The organism is Rhodococcus opacus B4, from assembly GCF_000010805.1.
Taxonomy (GTDB): Bacteria; Actinomycetota; Actinomycetes; order Mycobacteriales; family Mycobacteriaceae; genus Rhodococcus_F; species Rhodococcus_F opacus_C.
Map to the genome: position 1 here is coordinate 7,652,725 of NC_012522.1, position 19,059 is coordinate 7,671,783.

Genomic DNA, 19,059 nt, shown 5'->3' on the forward strand with positions numbered 1-19,059 from the left:
TCAGCGCCCGTGAGCGGAGGCGACAGATACGGCGACATCTTTTCCGGACACCCACGCGCGAGGAAGCCGGCGACGCCGACGGTCCCGGCCGAGCGGGACCTCGTCGTCGAGGACGCGGGCACCGGGTTCTGCGGGGCGGTGGTGGGGTTCGAACGCACCTACGACGGCGAGTTCGTCCGGCTCGAGGACGGGGCGCGGCGCACCCGGCTGTTCGCGATGCGGGAGGCGGCGTTCCTGATCGACGGAAAACCGGTCACCCTGGTGCGCCCCGCGGTCGAGCCCGCCGGTCCGGCGGCCACCCGGTCGGCGTCGGGGTCGACGAAGGTGGAGGGACTGCGCGCCCGGACGGCGCTGCCCAGCCGGATCTGGGTGGAGGGCGTGCACGACGCCGCCCTGGTGGAGCGGGTGTGGGGGCACGACCTGCGCGTCGAGGGGGTCGTCGTCGAGCACCTGGAGGGTCTCGACAACCTCGGGGAGCGGCTCGCCGAGTTCCGCCCCGGACCGGGCCGGCGGGTCGGTGTGCTCGTCGATCACCTCGTGACCGGGTCCAAGGAAACCCAGCTGACGCAGGGGCTCGGGCCGAACGTGCTCGTCACGGGGCACCCGTTCATCGACGTGTGGGAAGCGGTCCGCCCGTCGGCGGTGGGCATCGAGGCGTGGCCGAAGATTCCGCGCGGTGAGGACTGGAAGACCGGGGTGTGCCGCGAGTTGGGCTGGGGGACACCGCGCGACGGGTGGCGCCGGGTGTACTCGGCCGTCGACACGTTCCGCGACCTGGAGGCGCCGCTGATCGGGGCGGTCGAACAGCTGGTCGACTTCGTCACCGTCGGTTCCGGAGATTCTGGTTAGATGGTGTTGTGGCTGCATTGATTTGGCTGGTAGCGGGGGTGCTGCTCGCCGCCGCGGAAGCGTTGACGGGGGACTTCTTCCTCCTCATGCTGGCGGGTGGTGCGCTGGCCACGGCCGGGGTCACCGCGATCACCGACTTCCCGGTCTGGGTCGACGCGGTGATCTTCGGGGTCCTGTCCCTCGCGCTGATCCTCGGGGTGCGCCCGGTGTTGTTGCGCAAGTTCGAGACACCGCCGCCGACCCCGACCGGGATCGAGGCGCTCACCGGCAAGCAGGCCCTGGTGCTCGAGGAGGTCGCCGAGCACGCCGGGCAGATCAAACTCGGTGGCGACGTGTGGACGGCCCGCCCGCTCGACAGCACGGAAGTGTATCCACCGGGAACGACCGTGACGGTAATGCAAATTGACGGCGCGACCGCCGTCGTATGGAGGGGACCGTAGATGGCAGCACTCATCGTGTTGATCGTGCTCGTGTTGTTCGTTGCGCTGGTGGTGGCCAAATCGGTGGCGCTGGTGCCGCAGGCCGAGGCCGCGGTAATCGAGCGACTCGGCCGGTACTCGCGGACCGTGTCGGGTCAGCTGACGTTCCTGATCCCGTTCGCGGACCGCATCCGGGCCAAGGTGGATCTGCGCGAACGGGTGGTGTCGTTCCCGCCGCAGCCGGTGATCACCCAGGACAACCTGACGCTGAACATCGACACCGTGGTGTATTTCCAGGTCACCAACCCGCAGGCCGCGGTGTACGAGATCAGCAACTACATCGTCGGTGTCGAGCAGTTGACCACCACCACGCTGCGCAACGTCGTCGGCGGCATGACGCTGGAGGAGACGCTCACCTCGCGTGACTCCATCAACGGGCAGCTGCGTGGGGTGCTGGACGAGGCCACCGGCCGGTGGGGGCTGCGTGTCGCCCGCGTCGAACTCAAGAGCATCGATCCGCCGCCGTCGATTCAGGAGTCGATGGAGAAGCAGATGAAGGCGGACCGCGAGAAGCGGGCCACCATCCTCACCGCCGAGGGCCACCGGGAGTCCGCCATCAAGACGGCGGAGGGCGACAAGCAGTCCCGCATCCTCGCCGCGGAGGGCGCGAAACAGGCGTCGATCCTCACCGCAGAGGGCGAACGGCAGTCCCGGATCCTGCGGGCACAGGGCGACCGGGCCGCCAAGTACCTGCAGGCGCAGGGTCAGGCGAAGGCGATCGAAAAGGTGTTCGCCGCAATCAAGTCCGGCAAACCCACCCCCGAACTCCTCGCCTACCAGTACCTGCAGACGTTGCCGCAGATGGCGCAGGGCGACGCGAACAAGGTGTGGCTGGTGCCCAGCGACTTCGGTGACGCCCTCAAGGGTTTCGCGAAGACACTCGGCGCGCAGGGGCAGGACGGGGTGTTCCGGTACGAGCCGTCCACCGCGGAAGAGGATCTGCCCAAGCCCGAGGACGATTCGGACGAGGTCGCCGACTGGTTCGAGACCAAGTCCGACCCGGCCATCGCGCAGGCCGTCCGCGCCGCGGAGGTCGAGGCACGGCAGCCCGTCGACGGTCCGGGGCCGCTCACGAAGCCCGGCGGCGCCGACGAGCACGCGCCCCTGTACCCGGGGGGAGCGCCCGGACAGTTGCCGCCGCCGGTGCCCCCGCACGGCGGCTGACGGCACCGTCTACCCGGCCGTGGCGTAGCGGCGCAGCAGCGGCCGGAGTACCCGGAAGAGCTGTTCGGGTGCGTGTTCGAGGTAGAAGTGATCGCCCGGCAGGACGCGCACCCCGGACAGCCGGGTGGTGTGCCGATCCCAGGCATACAGTTCCCGCTCGCCGACCAGCGGGTCGGCGTCCCCGCCGAACACGTGCGTCGGGCAGGGAAGCGGCGGGTCTCCGGGGTCGCGGAAACCGGTGCACAGGCGCAGATCGTCCCGCAGCGCGGGCAGAGATCGGTCCAGGAACTCCGGCCGGTCCGGGAGGCCGGCGGGAACACCGCCGGCGGCGCGCAGCACCGCGATCAGGGCCGCGTCGCCCAGGCCGTCGACCGGTGGTAGCGGTGCGGGCAGATGCGGTGCCGCGTACCCGGACAGCAGCAGCGCCCGGGGGAGTGGGTGACCGGTCGCGCGCCGACGGCACGCGAGCCGGTACGCCACGAGCGCACCCATGCTGTGCCCGAAGAACACGTGCGGCTGCGTGAGCGGTTCGGCGAGCTGGGAGTCGAGTTCGGCGACGACGGACTCGACGTCGGTGAACCCGGCTCCGCCCGGGCGCGCGGGCCGGAGCACGGTCCGCACCGACACGTGCGGGCCCAGGGCGCGGTGCCAGTGACGGTACGTCGTGGGCCCGCCGCCGGCGTGCGGGAAGCAGAACAGCCGGAGTGGCACGGCGCTACGCGGCCGCGACGAGGGTCGCGAGTTCCTCGGCGAGAGCCGCCACGGTGAACCGGATCTGGTCCTCCGTGTGGCAGGCGGTGACGAAGAAGCGCAACCGCGCGAGATTCTCCGGCACCGCCGGGTAGAGGATGGGGTTGACGTTGATGCCGCGCCGCAGCAGCGCACCCGACAGCGCGAGGGTGCGCAGCGAATCCCCGACGATGCAGGGGATGACGGGGGTGTCCCGGCTGTCCCCGGTGTCGATCCCGGCGTCCGCGGCGAGCTGCAGGAAGAGCCGGGAGTTGCGGCGCAACCGGTCGAGGGTCCCGGGTTCGGCGCGCATCTGCCGGAGCGCGGCGAGGGACGCCGCGGCATTCATCGGGGTCATCCCGACGCTGTAGACGAAGCCGGGCGTCGTGTATTTCAGGAATCGGATGAGCTCGGCGCTGCCCGCGACGTAGCCGCCGCAGCCGGCCAGCGCCTTCGACATCGTGCCCGACCACAGTTCCACGTCGTCGCGGTCGACGCCGAAATGCTCGCCGATGCCGCCGCCGGTGGCGCCGAGCACCCCGATGCTGTGTGCCTCGTCGATCATCATGAGCGCCTGATGCTTCTTCTTCACCGCGATCATCGCCGGCAGGTCGGGGATGTCGCCGTCCTGGCTGTAGACGCCCTCGATGAGAATGAGGACCCTCCGGTACCGGGAGCGGATCGCGGTGAGCAGGGTATCGAGCGCGACGTGGTCGTTGTGCGGGAACGGGCGACGGGTGGCGCCGGACAGGGCGCAGCCCTGCAGGATGCTGTCGTGCGCGAGGCTGTCGTGGACGACGAGGTCACCCTCCGCGAGGAGGTGTCCGATGACCGTGACGTTGGTGGCGTGTCCGCTGACGAGGGCGATGGCGTCGTCGGTTCCGAGCAGCCCGGCCAGTTCGGCCTCGAGTTCGCGGTGGACCGGTTTCTCCCCGGACAGCACGCGGCTGGCGGAGCAGGAACTGCCGTAGCGGGCGACGGCGTCCTGGACGGCGGCGACGACGGCGGGGTGCCCGGACATGCCGAGGTAGTTGTAGCTGGAGAAGTTGAGGACCTCCTCGCCGCCGATCGTCGACGTGTCCCGGGTGACGCCGTCATTGACGAGGAAGTACGGGTTGGCGACCCCGAGGCCCTCGGCGGCGGTGAGCCGTGCGGCGAGCGCCTGCACCTCCGGGAACTCGGCGATCCGGAACTCGGGTGCCACCGTCGGTTCCGGATCCGGGACGGGCGGGACGGCGGGCGTCGCCCCGGGGACGCGGTGCGCGGTGACGTGGTCGATCACCTCGCCGAGGGTGCGGCCCGGGGTGAACCAGTCCGGTTCGACGGCGAGACCGGGGAATGCGCGGCGCAGCCCGCCGAACAGGTCGGTGATCATGATCGAGTCGAATCCGAGGTCGCCGGTGATCGTCTGCGTCGCGGTCAGCGCGGCCGCGGGGAATCCGCTGACCCGGGCGACTTCCGCGCGGACCCGGGCAGCGGTGTCGCCGTGCGCCGCCGCGAGATCCGGCCCGGCGTCCGGTGCCGCAGCCGGGACGGGCATGCTCACTCCGGGGGCCCCGGTGGCGGCGGCGAGCACGGCGGCCTGCTCCCGGAACAGGGCGATCAGTCGGTCCATGGTGGTGTCCTCGGGCTCGGCGGCGACGGTGGGTGGTGCAGGTTCGACCGGCCGCGCCGCGGTGGGTTCGTCTTCGGGTGTCCAGAAGCGGGCGGTGGTCGCGAACGCGTACCCGCGCAGTCGCCGGCGGACCCGGGCATTCGGCTCGTACAGCGCGTCCCACACGGGGTTCAGTCCGTCCCGGTACAGGGCGGCCACGGCGTCGGGGAGTTCGGCGCCGGTGGCGGCCGGGCCGGGGCACGGCGCCAGGTGCCGCGCCGGCGAGCCGGGATGGGCGCGGGTTATGAGCGGCAACAGGATTCGTGCGGGGCCCACCTCGATCAGGTGGGTCGGATCGCAGGTCAGGGCTGCCGAGGCGGCGTCCGCGAACCGCACGGTCGCGGTGAGGTGGTCGGTCCAGTAGGTCGCGTCCATCGGTTCGTCGACGTCGAGCAGCCGCCCGCGGGTGGTCGAGAAGATCGGGATCTCGGCCGGCCGGTAGGCGCAGTCGGCGGCGACCTCGGCGAACGCGTCCCGGATCGGTGCCATCGCGGGGGAGTGGAAGGCGTGCGAGACGGCGAGCCGGCGGACGGCGTATCCGGCCGCGGTCAGGGCGGCGCCGAGGCGGTCGACCGCGCCTTCCTCCCCGGACAGCACCACGTCCCGCGGCCCGTTCACCGCCGCCAGTGCGACCGCGGGTTCGCCGGCGAGCAGGCCGGCGACGTCGTCCGCGGGGGCCCGCACCGCCAGCATCGTGCCGCCGGCGGGTAGTTGCTGCATGAGCCGTCCCCGCGCGACGATCAGCCGGCACGCGTCGTCGAGCCCGAACACGCCGGCGTGCGCGGCGGCCGCGTACTCGCCGACACTGTGACCGAGCAGCCACGCCGGTTCGATTCCCAGTTCACCGAGCGTCCGGGCCAGCGTGTACTCGACCGCGAACAGGGCGGGCTGCGCGAACTCCGTGCGGTGGATCTCGGCGCCGGTGCCGAACAGCAGGTCCCGGACCGAGCGGCCCAGGTGCGGCGTCATCCGCTCGTCCACGTCCGGCAACGCCCGCCGGTACGCCCCGTGGCTGTCGTGCAGGGCGCGTGACATTCCCGGGTACTGCGCGCCCTGACCGGTGAAGAGCCAGCCGACGCTGACGGGGCGGGCCGTGCCGGACAGCGAGTCGAGCAGGTGTTCGTCGCCGGCCGCCGCGCGGAGCGCCGCGGCGGCCCGCTCCCGGTCGTGCGCGGGGAGCGCGAGACGGTGGCGCCCGGACGCCTTGACCGTGTTGGTGCTCCAGCACACCCGGCCCAGTTCGGCGTCGGGGTGGGCGAGCAGATCGTCGGCCAGGGCCGCGGCGGTGCGGGCGAGACCGTCCCGGTCGTTCGACGACAGGGTGAGCACGCCGCCGTCGCTGCTCGCCTCGGGCGGGTCGCCGGCGGGCGCCGTCGCCAGCAGCAGATGGGCGTTGGTGCCGCCGATCCCGAAACTGCTGACGGCGCCGTGCACGTCGCCGCCGGGCAGCGCCATCGGCTCGGACAGGAGCCGAAGACCGTTGTCCGCCAACCGCAGCCGCGGGTTGACGTCCGCCGCGCCGCGGCTGGGCGGCACCACCCGGTGGTGCAGCGCGAGGGCCACCTTGATCAGTCCGGCCACACCGGCCGCGCCCTCCGTGTGACCGAGATTGCCCTTGATCGACCCGATCGCGCACGGCTCCGGGCGGGCCGCGTGGACGTGACCGAGCGCCTTGATCTCGATCATGTCGCCGAGCACCGTCCCGGTGCCGTGCGCCTCGACGAACGCGACCTGCGCCGGGGTGACACCCGCACGCCGGTACGCCGTCTCGACGACCTGCTGCTGTGCCCAGCGGTTGGGGGCGGTGATCCCGTTGCTGCGACCGTCGTTGTTGACGGCGCTGCCCTTGATCACGGCATAGATCGGCAGGCCCTCCGCCTGCGCGTCGTCGAGCCGGCGCAACACCAGTACCGCGACGCCCTCGCCGCGGCCGATTCCGTCGGCCGCCCCGCTGAACGGTTTGCACCGGCCGTCCGGCGCGGACAGCCCGGCCTGCGTGTAGAAGACGTTCACTGTGGGGGTCAGGGTGAGATTGACGCCGCCGGCGAGGGCCTGGTCGCAGTCACCGGCCCGCAGCGCCGCGCAGGCCAGGTGGACCGCGACGAGCGACGACGAGCAGGCGGTGTCGATCGCCATGCTCGGGCCCTGCAGGTTCAGCTGGTAGGACACCCGGTTGGCGGTCATGAAATAGCCGTTGCCGCTGCCGAGCTGGGCCGTGATGCGCGGGAGGTCACGCATCTGGAGATTCCATTCGTTCGCCATGACGCCGACGTACACTCCGGTGTTCGAACCGGCCTGGGCCCGCGGATCGAGTGCGGCGTCCTCGAACGCCCGCCACGCCGACTGCAGCAGCAGCCGTTGTTGCGGGTCCATCGCCGCGGCCTCGCGGGGCGCGATGCCGAAGAAGTCGTGGTCGAAGGCGTCCGCGTCGGCGAGGAATCCGCCACTGCGGTTGTTGACCGAGCCGGGACCACCGGCGGCGTCGTACACGGTGTCCGCGTTCCAGCGTCCGGCGGGGACGCCGGTGATGCCGTCGCCGCCGCCCAGCAGCAGCGTCCACAACGCGGCGGCGTCGGGGGCCTGCGGGAAGCGGCAGTCGAGGCCGACGATCGCGACGTCGGTCATGACGCCTTCCGTTGCCGCAGTGCGGTTTCGGCGGCGATGAATGCGGCCAGCTCGGCGATCGTCGGATAGTCGAACACCACGGTGGGATCGAGTTCGAGGTCCCAGCGGTCCTCGATCTCACCGCACAGGCCCACCGCGGACACCGATTCGATACCCAGCTCGGCGAGGGGAAGGTGCGGATCGATTTCGCGCACCGGCCGTTCGGTGTGATCGGCGACCCGGCCGGCGAGCCAGTCGAGGACGGGGGCGGGGTCGTGGCGGGTGATCTGTTCGGGGACGGGCATCGGGGTTCTCCTGGTCGGTGATCGGGGTCAGGCGGGCACGGCGGTGGTGGTCCGGAGGCGCTGCACCGCCGGGTCGATGTCCTCGTGCAGGACGGCGTCGACGCGGGACCTTAGGAACGACGCGCGCGCATCGATCGGCGCTGGACCTTCCCGCTGGTGGTGCGGTGCACGCCGCGCCGGTCGACGAGCACCACACTCGGCGCGGGGACGTCGAAGTCGCGGGCGACGGCGAGCCGGATCCGGCGGGCGAGTGCGGGCAGTGTCAGGTCGTCGATCAGCGCGGTCCTGACCTCGTGGATCACCAGCAGCCGCTCGTGCTGCCCGGTGTCGAGGGAGAACACCACCCCGGCGGAACCGGTGAGCGCCGGATGCACGTCCCGCACGGCTTCCTCGATGTCCTGTGGGTACAGGTTGCGGCCGTTGACGATCAGCAGGTCCTTCAGGCGTCCGGTGACGTAGAGGTGCCCGTCGTCGAACACCCCGAGGTCGCCGGTACGCAGGTACGGTCCGTCGCCGTCGAGGGTGGCGTGGAACTTCTCCGCGGTCTCGTCCGGCCGATTCCAGTAGCCCGCGGCGACACTGCCGCCGCGGATCCAGATCTCCCCGACCCGGCCGCGTGGCTGCTGCCGGCGCGTATGCGGGTCGACGATCCGGATGTCGCAGCCGTACGGCCTGCCGCTGCCGGCCAGCCGGGTGCCGCCGGCCTTCGGGGTCAGTTCGTGGCGCTCCAGCGCGGCCGTGTCGACCTCGAGATACCTGGGGGCGCAGTCGACCTCGCTGGCGGTGGCGAGCAGGGTCACCTCGGCCATGCCGTACGCGGTGAGGAAGGCGCCCGCCCGGAAGCCGAGGGGTGCGAGCCGGTCGGTCACGGCGTCGAGGGTGCGGGGCCGGATGGGTTCGGCCCCGGTCAGCGCCACCCGCACCGAGGAGAGGTCCAGTCCGGCCAGTTGGTCGTCGGGGATCCGGCGGGCGACGAGGTCGTACGCGAAGTTCGGACCGAGGGTCATGTCGGCGTGATAGCGGTCGATCAGCTGCAACCAGCGCACCGGCCGTTTGAGGAAGGCCGTCGGCGACATGAACGCGAGGTTGCCGCCGCAGTGGATCGGCAGCAGCAGCATCCCGATCAGCCCCATGTCGTGGAAGTGCGGGAGCCAGCCGACCCCGGTCACCGTGTCGTCGGCGCCGGTGCCGCGGGTCATGGCCGCGGCGTTGTGCAGCCAGGTTGCCGTGCGTCACCATCACGCCCTTCGGTTCGCTGGTGGAGCCGGAGGTGTATTGGAGGAAGGCCAGGGTGCCGGCGTCGAGGCCGGGCGGGCGCCAGTCGTCGGGGTCGCCCGGTTCGGCGGTGTCGGTGGCGGCGACAGCGACCGTGGCGGCGAGCCCGGAATCGCGGATCCAGGTGTCGAGCGGTTCGGCGACCGCGGACGTGGTGAGCACGAGGCGCACGTCGGCGTCCGCGAACATCGTCGCGACCCGCTGCATGCTGCGCTCGTCGTGCGGGACGGGGGCGGGCACCGCGACCACCCCGGCGTAGAGGCATCCGAGAAACGCGCGGAGGAAGTCGATTCCGTCGACGTACAGCAGCATCACCGGGTGAGCGGCCTCGGGCCGCGTCGACAGCCACACCGCCAGCGCGCGGGCGTCCCGGTCGAGTTCGCGGTAGGTCACCGCCTCGGCGACGAGTTCCCGGCCGACCTCACGGTGGTAGACGTAGGACCGGTCGTCGCCGTATGTGGCGACCCGGGTGCGGAGGTGTGACACGAAATCGGTAGGCACGGATGATCTCTCCCTCGGTGCGGACGAGTACGACTCTCGTCCGCACCGAGGCGGGAACCCATCACCCCCAGGGCTGGCTTCGCGACCCCCGGGGGTGAATGTTTCGCACCGGGAGGTCTATGTGATGAGGGCGCGTCCGGTTCCGCACACCGCGATCGCCCAGAGCACGCTGGTGAACGTGCCGATGATGAATTGTTCCGACGCGTGCGGTTCGCGCAGTTCGGGGTAGCGGGCCAGGCTCTTGACCGCCAGGACGACGGCGATGCCCTCCGGCCAGGCCGCGAGGATGGAGGCGGCGACGGCGGCGCGCTCGAGGAAGCCGATGATCCGTCCGCCACGTAGCGGCCCGGCGTCGGGCCGTGGGTCGGATCCGGCGTCGGGCTGGCGGCGTGCGATGCGGAACGCGGCCAGCACGAGGGGTGCCCCGCCGGTGGTCGCGGCGGCGACGCACAGGACGAGGGTCGCGGCGAGGGCGAATCCGGTGACCGGTGCGGCGGCGGACGCGGCGACCGCCGCGACGGCCAGGGCGAGCACGACCACGATCGGCGCCGCCCACTGCGACATCCAGCGGGGACCGCGGGGCGCCGCGAACACCAGGGGAGCGAGCGCGGCCACGCCGAGGGCGAGGAGGGCGAGGGTCGTCACGTGTCCGCCTCGAGTAGGAGTCGTTCGGCCAGTCGTCGTCCCGCGGTCTCGACGTGCCAGCCCGCGGTGGAGAGTCGTTGGGAGACGGCCTGCTTGCTGATGCCCAGCGCGCGGGCCGCCTCGGTCTGGGTGCAGCCGCGCCGCATCTGCTCGACGGCTTTGCGGCCCTCCTCGGTGCGGCGCGCGACGAGGACGGCGACGAGGGCGAGCGCGGTGTCCGCGTCGGCGGCGGCGTCCGGGTCGGAGCCCTCGACGGCCACCCGGCCGGGGGTGCTCTTGGCGCGGTCGACGGCGACCCGCGCGGATTCGAACGCGGGACCGCGCCCGGCCCGGGTCTCGGCGGGGAGGGGTTCCTCGACGGGGCCGGCGCCGATGCCGATGCTCCAGTGTTCGCGTGCGACGAGGTCGAGGGCGAGGTCGACGACGGTCGCCGGGTCCGCGACGACGGCCTGGATCTCGTCGCCGGCGGTCCGCTGGAACGGGCGGATGAGGTCGCGGTTCGCGAATTCGGCGAGGAGGGGGGCGACACGGTCGATGTCGCGGCGGCTGCCGCGCTGGTCGACCGTCAACACGAACATGGGTCAAGGCTATGAACTGGATACTGCGATGTCAAGACTCAAAGCTTGACTTTGCAGGTTCAAGGCTGAGGGATTGACTTGTCCCCGGCGGGGCGGTCGACGGCCGGGTCCGGCACCGCGTCGCGGGAACCGTCCAGGGGCCGCCGGGAATCCATCACCAGCCCGGCGATGCCGAGGGCGATGCACACCGCGGACAGCACCAGGAGTCCCGGCTTCGTCTCCCCGGTGAGGGCGTCGCCGAGCACGACGATGCCGACGGTTCCCGGCAGCACACCGATTGCCGTGGCCAGCACGTACGGGACCAGCCGGATCGAGGACACGCCGGCGCAGTAGTTCACCACGGAGAACGGGACGAACGCGATCAGCCGCAGCGACCCGACGGCGAGCCAGCCACGCCGGGCGATCCGCTCGTCCACCCGCCGGATCGTCGGGTTGGAGATGCGCTGCCACACCACGTCCCGGCCGACGGCACGCACCAGGTAGAGGGCCAGCACGGCGCTCACCGTCGACGCCAGCACCGCGATCGCGATACCCAGCCATGCGCCGAACAGCAACCCGGCACTGAGCGTGAACACCGTGCGGGGGAACGGGAACACCGTCACCACCGCGTGCACGGCGAAGAAGACGAGGGGAAACGCCGGACCGACGGAGTGTGCCCATTCCCGCACCTGCAGCACGGATGGATGCGGGGCCAGCAGCGCCACGACGACCAGCGCGACTGCCAGTGCTGCGACGCCGATCACCCTGCGGTCCCCGAGGCGTCTCTTCACAGGGCACCAGGCTACCCGGGGAACCGGGCCGGGGCGCCGCGAGCGCCGGTCAGGGCAGCCGGCGGCGCCCGGTCACCGTCGCCTCGACACAGACCCGCCCGCCCGACGTCCCGGTGACCCGGGACATTGCCACCGCGCGGCCCGCCCGGATCACGTCCGCGGTGAACGTCGTGTCGCGGTCCAGGGGAACCGGGCGGAAATAGTTGACCCGCACGGACGCGGTGTCCATGTCCGGGCCCCGCCGGCCCAGGGCGGCGCTCGCCGCGAGGTCCAGTGCGCATGCCTGGACGCCGCCGTGCACGAACCCGAGTTTGTTCGCGATCAGCGGATTGGCCGGCACCACCACCCGCGCGCCGGCGTCCTCGATCCGCCCGCCGATCCAGTCGAGCGGCGCGACCCCCGGATCCGGGAAGGCGGGCAGGGCGGCCGTATTCGCGACCGGCTCCGGCAGGTCCACGAAGTTGCCCCACAGGGTGCCGGTGGCGATCAGGGTGCCCGCCGCATCGTGGACGCGAGCGGTGGAGGTGCCGCCGTCGGCGGTGACCGCGAGGAGCCGGCTCTCCGCCCACAGCGCCGGGCCCTGCCACCGCCGGGGTGTGACGACGTCCATCGACAACTCGGCCGTGACCAGGCCGTCGCGGGTGCCGCGCCGGTCCCACACCGTGAATCCGAGGAGGTCGTCGAGCAGTACGGCGAGGACGCCGCCGTAGGAGATGCCGGCGGTCTTCGCGGCGAGCGCCGAGATGTCCATGCTCATACGATTGAGGGGTTCGCCGCGGTCGTCGACGTCCCGGGTCGGCGCACCGAGCCCGAACAGCCGCTGGGTGTTCGTGCGGCCGGTCACCGCCGGTTCGTGCGCAATGCTCATGACCTGAGGTTATTCATCGTGTGGTGATCCTCACGATAGGGGGCGCCGAACTGCGGCTAGCATCACAGTCACACAACGTATTGATCGATCGCTCATCAGGGAGAGGAAGCCGACACCGTGTCACTCGCTTCAGAAACCGAGGAAGCTGCGCGGGCGTACGCCGACTGGCAGCACTCCGTGGCCGGAGTCCTCGCGAAGTCGCGTCGGATCGACGCCGCGGAACTCGGTCCGGAACCCCAGAAGCTCCTCGAGACCGTCACCTACGACGGTGTCACCGTCGCACCGCTCTACAGCCCCCGCGACGAGCGCCCGGAGCAGCCGCTGCCCGGCACCTTCCCCTACGTGCGCGGCGCCGACGCCACCCGGGACGTCAACGCCGGCTGGCTGGTCAGCGCCCGCTTCGGGGAGGGTGCGGAGGCCGCGGACGTCAACCGGTCCGTCCTGGACTCCCTGGAGAACGGTGTCAGCGCCCTCTGGCTCGCCGTCGGCGGAACCGACCTTCCCGTCCGATCCCTCGAGGCGGCACTCGACGGCGTGCTCCTCGATCTGGCACCGCTCACCCTCGACGCCGGCACCGACGCACCGCTCGCGGCGCGGGCGCTGTTCGCGCTGCTCGACGCGCGTGCCGCCGCCGGAGACGGGGTCACCGACCGCACGGCGGTCCGCGTCGACCTCGGGGCCGCCCCGCTGACGAGCGCGTTCGCCGGTACCGCCGACGTGGAACTCGGCGACGCGGTGACCCTCGCCACCGAGTCCGCGGCCCGATCCGAGAGCGTGCGGGCGATCGCCGTGGACGGCACCGCATTTCACGACGCCGGTGCCTCCGACGCCGAGGAACTCGGCGCGTCGATCGCGGCCGGTCTCGAGTACCTGCGGGTGCTCACCGCGAGCGGACTGACCATCGGGCAGGCGCTCGGGCAGCTCGGCTTCCGGTTCTCGGCCACCGACGACCAGTTCCAGACCATCGCCAAGTTCCGGGCCGCCCGGCTGGTGTGGGCGCGGATCGCCCAGGTGTGCGGCGCCTCCGACTTCGGTGGCGCCCCGCAACACGCCGTCACCTCCGCCGCCATGATGGCGCAGCGCGACCCGTGGGTGAACATGCTCCGCACGACCCTCGCCGCGTTCGGTGCCGGCGTCGGCGGCGCGGACGCCGTCACGGTGCTGCCGTTCGACTCCGCGCTGCCCGCCGGGGCGCTGGGGGTGTCGAAGACCTTCGCCGCGCGCATCGCCCGCAACACCCAGCTGCTGCTGCTCGAGGAGTCGCACCTCGGCCGGGTGCTCGACCCCGCGGCCGGATCCTGGTACGTCGAGGACCTCACCCAGCAGGTGGCTGCCAGGGCATGGGAGTTCTTCCAGCAGATCGAGGCGGCCGGCGGCTACCTCGCCGCGCTCGACGCGGGCCTGATCGGCGAACGGATCGCCTCCACTCGCGCGCAACGTGATTCGGACATCGCGCACCGCAAGACCACGGTCACCGGGGTCAACGAGTTCCCGAACCTCGGCGAGGCTCCGCTGCCCGCGGGCGCCGCAGAAACGGGCCGCGTCGCCCGGTACGCGGCCGCGTTCGAGGCGCTGCGGGACCGCTCCGACGCCTACCTGGCGGCCCACGGTGCGCGACCGGCCGTCTTCCTGGCCCCGCTCGGACCCGTCGCTGAGCACAACGTGCGGACCACGTTCAGCGCGAACCTGCTGGCGTCGGGCGGCATCGAGGCCCGCAACCCCGGCCCGCTCGCGGTCGGTGACGGCAGCATCGCCGCCGCCGCGAAGGATTCCGGCGCCGGGATCGCCGTGATCTGCGGCACCGACAAGCGGTACGCCGCCGAGGCCGCGGCCGCGGTGGAGGAACTGCGCGCCGCCGGAATCGGCACCGTGCTGCTCGCCGGCCCGGAGAAGGCTGTCGCCGACGCGGACGGCGCCGCCCGGCCCGACGGATTCGTCACCGCCCGCATCGACGCAGTCTCGGTCCTGTCCGGCCTGCTCGACACCATCGAGAGCCCGAGCGACTCCTCGGGCGACACAGGGAGCAAGAAGTGACTACTCGCGAGGTCAAGCACGCGATCGGCAGCTTCGCCGAAGTGCCGCTGGAGGATCCACAGTCTCCGCAGCCGTCCGCTCCGACACCGGAGCAGACGGACGAGCTGATCGCGGCCGCTGCGGCGGCGAACCACTACAGCCCGGAACAGGTGGTGTGGTCCACCCCCGAGGGCATCGACGTCAAACCGGTCTACACCAAGGCCGACCGGGATGCGGCCGAGGCCGAGGGCTACCCGGTGGGCAGTTTCCCGGGCGCCGCACCGTTCGTGCGCGGCCCGTATCCCACCATGTACGTGAACCAGCCGTGGACGATCCGCCAGTACGCCGGCTTCTCCACCGCCGCCGAGTCCAACGCCTTCTACCGCCGCAACCTCGCTTCCGGGCAGAAGGGTCTGTCGGTGGCGTTCGACCTGGCCACGCACCGCGGCTACGACTCCGACCACCCGCGGGTGCAGGGCGACGTCGGGATGGCCGGTGTGGCGATCGACTCGATCCTGGACATGCGTCAGCTGTTCGACCACATCCCGCTCGACAGTGTCAGCGTCTCGATGACCATGAACGGGGCGGTGCTGCCGATCCTCGCGCTGTACGTCGTGGCCGCCGAGGAGCAGGGTGTCGCCCCGGAGCAGCTGGCCGGAACCATTCAGAACGACATTCTGAAGGAGTTCATGGTCCGCAACACCTACATCTACCCGCCGAAGCCGTCGATGCGGATCATCTCCGACATCTTCGCGTACACCAGCGCGAAGATGCCGAAGTTCAACTCGATCTCCATCTCCGGATACCACATCCAGGAGGCCGGTGCCACCGCCGACCTGGAGCTGGCGTACACCCTGGCGGACGGTGTCGAATACATCCGCGCCGGCCTCGACGCGGGCATGGAGATCGACAAGTTCGCGCCGCGGCTGTCGTTCTTCTGGGCGATCGGCATGAACTTCTTCATGGAGGTCGCGAAGCTCCGCGCCGGCCGCCTGCTGTGGAGCGAGCTGGTCGCGAAGTTCGAACCGAAGTCCGCGAAATCGTTGTCGCTGCGCACCCACTCGCAGACGTCGGGCTGGTCGCTGACCGCGCAGGACGTGTACAACAACGTGGCCCGCACGTGTGTCGAGGCGATGGCGGCGACGCAGGGGCACACCCAGTCGCTGCACACCAACGCGCTCGACGAGGCCCTCGCCCTGCCGACGGACTTCTCCGCCCGCATCGCCCGTAACACCCAGCTGCTGCTGCAGCAGGAGTCGGGGACCGTCCGTCCCATCGACCCCTGGGGCGGTTCACACTACGTGGAGTGGCTCACCCACCAGCTGGCCAACCGGGCCCGCGCACACATCGCCGAGGTCGAAGAGGCCGGCGGCATGGCGCAGGCGATCAGCGAGGGCATCCCGAAGCTGCGCATCGAGGAGGCCGCGGCCCGCACCCAGGCCCGCATCGACTCCGGCCGGCAGCCGCTGATCGGCGTGAACAAGTACGTGCCGGACGAGGCCGACGAGATCGAGGTCCTCAAGGTCGAGAACTCGCGGGTCCGCAAGGAACAGCTCGAGAAGCTCGACCGGCTGCGCGCGGACCGGGACTCGGCCGCCGTCGAGGCGGCGCTCGCCGAACTGAGCCGCGCCGCAGCCGCCACCGAAGGCGGCATGGAGAACAACCTGCTCGCGCTCGCGATCGACGCGGCCCGCGCGAAGGCCACCGTCGGGGAGATCTCCGAGGCGCTGGAAAAGGTGTACGGGCGTCACCAGGCCGAGATCCGCACCATCAGCGGGGTGTACCGGGACGAGGCCGGGAAGGTCGACAACATCAACAAGGCAACGGAACTCGTCGAGAAGTTCGCGGAAGAGGAGGGCCGGCGTCCCCGTGTCCTCATCGCCAAGATGGGGCAGGACGGCCACGACCGCGGCCAGAAGGTGATTGCCACGGCGTTCGCCGACATCGGATTCGACGTGGACGTCGGTCCGCTGTTCCAGACCCCGGAGGAGGTCGCCAACCAGGCGGCCGACAACGACGTCCACGTGGTCGGTGTGTCGTCGCTGGCCGCAGGTCACCTCACGCTGGTGCCTGCGCTCCGGGAAGCGCTCGCGGCGGTGGGACGCCCCGACATCATGATCGTGGTCGGTGGCGTCATCCCGCCCGGCGACTTCGCCGAATTGTACGAGGCCGGTGCGGCGGCGATCTTCCCGCCGGGGACGGTCATCGCGGACGCCGCCAGCGGTCTGCTCGAGAAGCTGGCCGCGCAGCTCGGCCACGACCTGACGGGCACCCCGGAATAGCATGGGGCGGCCTCCAGTCGACATCGATGCCCTCGCCCAGGCCGTGCGCGCCAATCAGCGCGCCGGCCTGGCGAAGGCCATCACCCTGGTCGAGTCCACCCGCACCGACCACCGGGAGGCGGCGCAGCGGCTGCTGCTCGAGCTGCTGCCGGAGTCGGGGAAGGCGCACCGGGTCGGGATCACCGGGGTGCCCGGCGTCGGGAAGTCCACGTTCATCGACGCGCTCGGCATGCATCTGATCGGGCAGGGGCACCGGGTGGCGGTCCTGGCCGTCGACCCGTCGTCGACGCGCACCGGCGGATCGATCCTCGGCGACAAGACACGGATGGCGCGGCTGACCGTGGAGAAGGACGCCTACATCCGGCCGTCCCCGACGTCGGGGACCCTCGGCGGGGTCGCGAAGGCGACCCGCGAGACGATCGTGCTGCTCGAGGCGGCCGGTTTCGACGTGATCCTCGTCGAGACGGTCGGCGTCGGGCAGTCCGAGGTGACGGTCGCGAACATGGTGGACTGCTTCTGCTTCCTCACCCTGGCCCGCACCGGCGACCAGTTGCAGGGCATCAAGAAGGGCGTCCTCGAACTCGCCGACCTCGTCGCCGTGAACAAGGCGGACGGCAAGCACGAGCGGGAGGCGAAGGGCGCCGCCCGGGAACTCGCCGGGGCGCTGCGCCTGATCTACCCGCACGACGCCGTGTGGACGCCGCCGGTGATCACGATGAGCGGTCTCGAGGGTGTCGGTCTCGAGGACTTCTGGAACACCGTCTGCAAGCACCGGGAGGTGCTGACCGCGGCCGGGCAGTTCGAGGAGAACCGCCGCCGCCAGCAGGTGGACTGGACGTGGACGATGGTCAACGACCAGCTGCTGCGCCGCCTCGCGTCGAACCCGACGGTGAAGGCGATCCGCGGCGACGTCGAACAGCGGGTGCGGGACGGATCCCTGACGGCGGCGCTGGCCGCCGCCGAGATCCTCGACGCGTTCGACGGTGCCGACGCGTCAGCCGACTGATTTCGCGAAGCGCCCGACCCGGTCGACGAGATCGTCGAAGAACGCGGCCGGGTCGGTGCTCACCGCGATGTCGACGTTCGGTTCCCGGTTCCAGTGCCCCACCCAGTCGGCGACGGTGGTGCCCCGGGTGAGGCGGCCGTGCAGTTCGACGTCGACGGTCGCGGGCCGGGTCCTCGTGATCGCTGGGTTCAGCGCCACGGCCGCCGCGAACGGGTCGTGCATGTGCGCCAGGAAACCCTGGTCGTGGATGCGGTGGAAGTCCATGTAGAACCGGATGGCGTCGGACAGGTGCCGGATCACCGGGTTGCTCGCCGTCGACCGGACCTCCGGCCCGTCGTCGGCGGAGATGATCTCGGCGGGACTGCTGCCCGCCGCCTCCGCCAGCCGCCGGACGTGGTCCGGTGTCATCTCGATCGTCTCGGTGACATCCAGCCCGCACAGGATGGGACGGCGGCCCTCCGGCAGCCCGGAGAAGGCGTCGAACACCTCCTTCGCCGCCTCCGGATCCACCGACACGTTCCATTCGGTGGTGGGGGTGGTGTTGCCGGGGTGGTTGAACGCCCCGCCCATCACGACCAGGCGGTGCAGCAGCCGGGGCAGTTCCGGTTCCTCGCGGATCGCGAGCGCGAGATTCGTCAGCGGCCCGGTCACCAGACCCGTCAGCTCGCCGGGAGCGTCCCGGACCAGGTCCACCCACAGGGTGGTGGCGTCCCGCTCCGACAGCGACCGCCCCGACGGCGGGAGGACGGCGTACCCGATGCCCTGCGGGCCGTGTGTGTCCTCGGTGGTGCGCAGCGGGCACGCCAGCGGCACCCGGGCGCCCAGCGCCACCTCGACGTCGGGAGCTCCGCACAGCGCGAGCCAGTTCAGGTTGTTCGCCGCGACCTGCTCGACGGGCACGTTGCCCGCGGTGCTGGCGATGCCCGCGATCTCGGCCTCCGGGCTGGCCAGCAGATACAGCAGGGCGAGGGAGTCGTCGATGCCGGTGTCGACGTCGACGATCAGCTTCTGCCCGCTCACGCCGTCACCACCGTAGGCCGGTGGTGCACGGGGAAGGCGACCGACCGGGCGATGAAGCACTTCGCGTGCGCCCGGGCGTGCAGCGACTCGGCACGCGCGGCCATTGCCGGCTCCGCGACGGTCACGGTGGGATGCAGCACCACCTCGGTGAATTCGCCTGCCTCGTCCGGGTGTTCGACCATCGTGCCCGGCAGATCCGGTTTCCCGGCCGCCGCGATCACGTGGCCTCGGTCGTAGGTGTCCGGGCCCGACGTCCCCGCGCCGCGGTTGCCGGTCCAGGTGACCGTCAGCGTGTAGTCGTGTGTGCGCACGCGCCC

Annotated in this window: 16 protein-coding genes and 1 pseudogene; 6 read left to right on the forward strand and 11 right to left on the reverse strand. The window is 71.5% G+C overall.

From position 1 onward, the window contains the following. Window positions 1-9: 9 nt before the first annotated feature. Genes ROP_RS34820 through ROP_RS34830 form a run of 3 tightly spaced genes read left to right on the forward strand, consistent with a single transcriptional unit; the run spans window position 10 to window position 2,492 of the window. Entirely contained in the window at window positions 10-849 is an 840-nt protein-coding gene (locus tag ROP_RS34820; RefSeq protein ID WP_015890676.1) for a DUF3097 domain-containing protein, read from the forward strand. An 8-nt stretch (window positions 850-857) separates the two neighbouring features. Then, window positions 858-1,289 (forward strand): NfeD family protein, encoded by a 432-nt coding sequence (locus tag ROP_RS34825; protein ID WP_005241863.1) that lies wholly within the window; start codon window positions 858-860, stop codon window positions 1,287-1,289. Next, entirely contained in the window at window positions 1,290-2,492 is a 1,203-nt protein-coding gene (locus ROP_RS34830; RefSeq protein WP_015890677.1) for an SPFH domain-containing protein, read from the forward strand. Between the two features lie 9 nt (window positions 2,493-2,501). On the opposite strand, the gene ROP_RS34835 is transcribed toward ROP_RS34830, so the two are convergent. From ROP_RS34835 to ROP_RS34870, 9 genes and pseudogenes are all read right to left on the reverse strand, one after another. Then, on the reverse strand, window positions 2,502-3,203 hold the full coding sequence (locus tag ROP_RS34835; RefSeq protein WP_015890678.1) for a thioesterase II family protein: 702 nt from the start codon (window positions 3,201-3,203) through the stop codon (window positions 2,502-2,504). A 4-nt stretch (window positions 3,204-3,207) separates the two neighbouring features. After that, window positions 3,208-7,500: a type I polyketide synthase gene (locus tag ROP_RS34840; protein WP_015890679.1), complete on the reverse strand. Its 4,293-nt coding sequence runs from the start codon at window positions 7,498-7,500 to the stop codon at window positions 3,208-3,210. Beyond that, window positions 7,497-7,784: an acyl carrier protein gene (locus ROP_RS34845; protein ID WP_015890680.1), complete on the reverse strand. Its 288-nt coding sequence runs from the start codon at window positions 7,782-7,784 to the stop codon at window positions 7,497-7,499. The genes ROP_RS34840 and ROP_RS34845 overlap by 4 nt, the downstream gene beginning before the upstream one ends. A 110-nt stretch (window positions 7,785-7,894) precedes the next feature. Beyond that, window positions 7,895-8,983: an AMP-binding protein gene (locus tag ROP_RS44400; RefSeq protein ID WP_015890682.1), complete on the reverse strand. Its 1,089-nt coding sequence runs from the start codon at window positions 8,981-8,983 to the stop codon at window positions 7,895-7,897. Between the two features lie 46 nt (window positions 8,984-9,029). Continuing rightward, window positions 9,030-9,560: pseudogene (locus ROP_RS44405) on the reverse strand (AMP-binding protein); the annotation flags it as partial. Between the two features lie 117 nt (window positions 9,561-9,677). Then, entirely contained in the window at window positions 9,678-10,205 is a 528-nt protein-coding gene (locus ROP_RS34855) for a hypothetical protein (protein WP_015890683.1), read from the reverse strand. After that, window positions 10,202-10,783, reverse strand: a complete 582-nt coding sequence (locus tag ROP_RS34860; RefSeq protein WP_015890684.1) for a hypothetical protein — start codon at window positions 10,781-10,783, stop codon at window positions 10,202-10,204. Before ROP_RS34860 ends, ROP_RS34855 begins: the two co-directional genes overlap by 4 nt. A gap of 59 nt (window positions 10,784-10,842) precedes the next feature. Beyond that, the gene (locus ROP_RS34865) at window positions 10,843-11,553 is read right to left on the reverse strand and encodes a TVP38/TMEM64 family protein (protein WP_015890685.1); all 711 of its coding nucleotides are present in this window, start codon (window positions 11,551-11,553) and stop codon (window positions 10,843-10,845) included. A gap of 49 nt (window positions 11,554-11,602) precedes the next feature. Then, window positions 11,603-12,421 carry a PaaI family thioesterase gene (locus ROP_RS34870; RefSeq protein ID WP_015890686.1) on the reverse strand — a complete coding sequence of 273 codons (819 nt, stop codon included), beginning with the start codon at window positions 12,419-12,421 and terminating at the stop codon, window positions 11,603-11,605. Window positions 12,422-12,538: 117 nt separating this feature from the next. Here ROP_RS34870 and mutA point away from each other — a divergent pair, with 117 nt between their 5' ends. The 3 genes from mutA to meaB are packed head-to-tail and all read left to right on the forward strand — an operon-like array spanning window position 12,539 to window position 17,722. After that, window positions 12,539-14,455: a methylmalonyl-CoA mutase small subunit gene (gene mutA, locus ROP_RS34875; protein WP_015890687.1), complete on the forward strand. Its 1,917-nt coding sequence runs from the start codon at window positions 12,539-12,541 to the stop codon at window positions 14,453-14,455. Further along, window positions 14,452-16,716 carry a methylmalonyl-CoA mutase gene (gene scpA / locus ROP_RS34880; RefSeq protein ID WP_015890688.1) on the forward strand — a complete coding sequence of 755 codons (2,265 nt, stop codon included), beginning with the start codon at window positions 14,452-14,454 and terminating at the stop codon, window positions 16,714-16,716. Before mutA ends, scpA begins: the two co-directional genes overlap by 4 nt. A gap of 1 nt (window position 16,717) precedes the next feature. Beyond that, window positions 16,718-17,722 (forward strand): methylmalonyl Co-A mutase-associated GTPase MeaB, encoded by a 1,005-nt coding sequence (gene meaB / locus ROP_RS34885; protein ID WP_015890689.1) that lies wholly within the window; start codon window positions 16,718-16,720, stop codon window positions 17,720-17,722. On the opposite strand, the gene ROP_RS34890 is transcribed toward meaB, so the two are convergent. Both ROP_RS34890 and ROP_RS34895 read right to left on the reverse strand, forming a co-directional pair. Next, on the reverse strand, window positions 17,711-18,742 hold the full coding sequence (locus ROP_RS34890) for a nucleoside hydrolase (RefSeq protein WP_015890690.1): 1,032 nt from the start codon (window positions 18,740-18,742) through the stop codon (window positions 17,711-17,713). The genes meaB and ROP_RS34890 overlap by 12 nt on opposite strands. Next, on the reverse strand, window positions 18,739-19,053 hold the full coding sequence (locus ROP_RS34895) for an OsmC family protein (protein ID WP_148222539.1): 315 nt from the start codon (window positions 19,051-19,053) through the stop codon (window positions 18,739-18,741). Before ROP_RS34895 ends, ROP_RS34890 begins: the two co-directional genes overlap by 4 nt. Window positions 19,054-19,059: the final 6 nt, after the last annotated feature.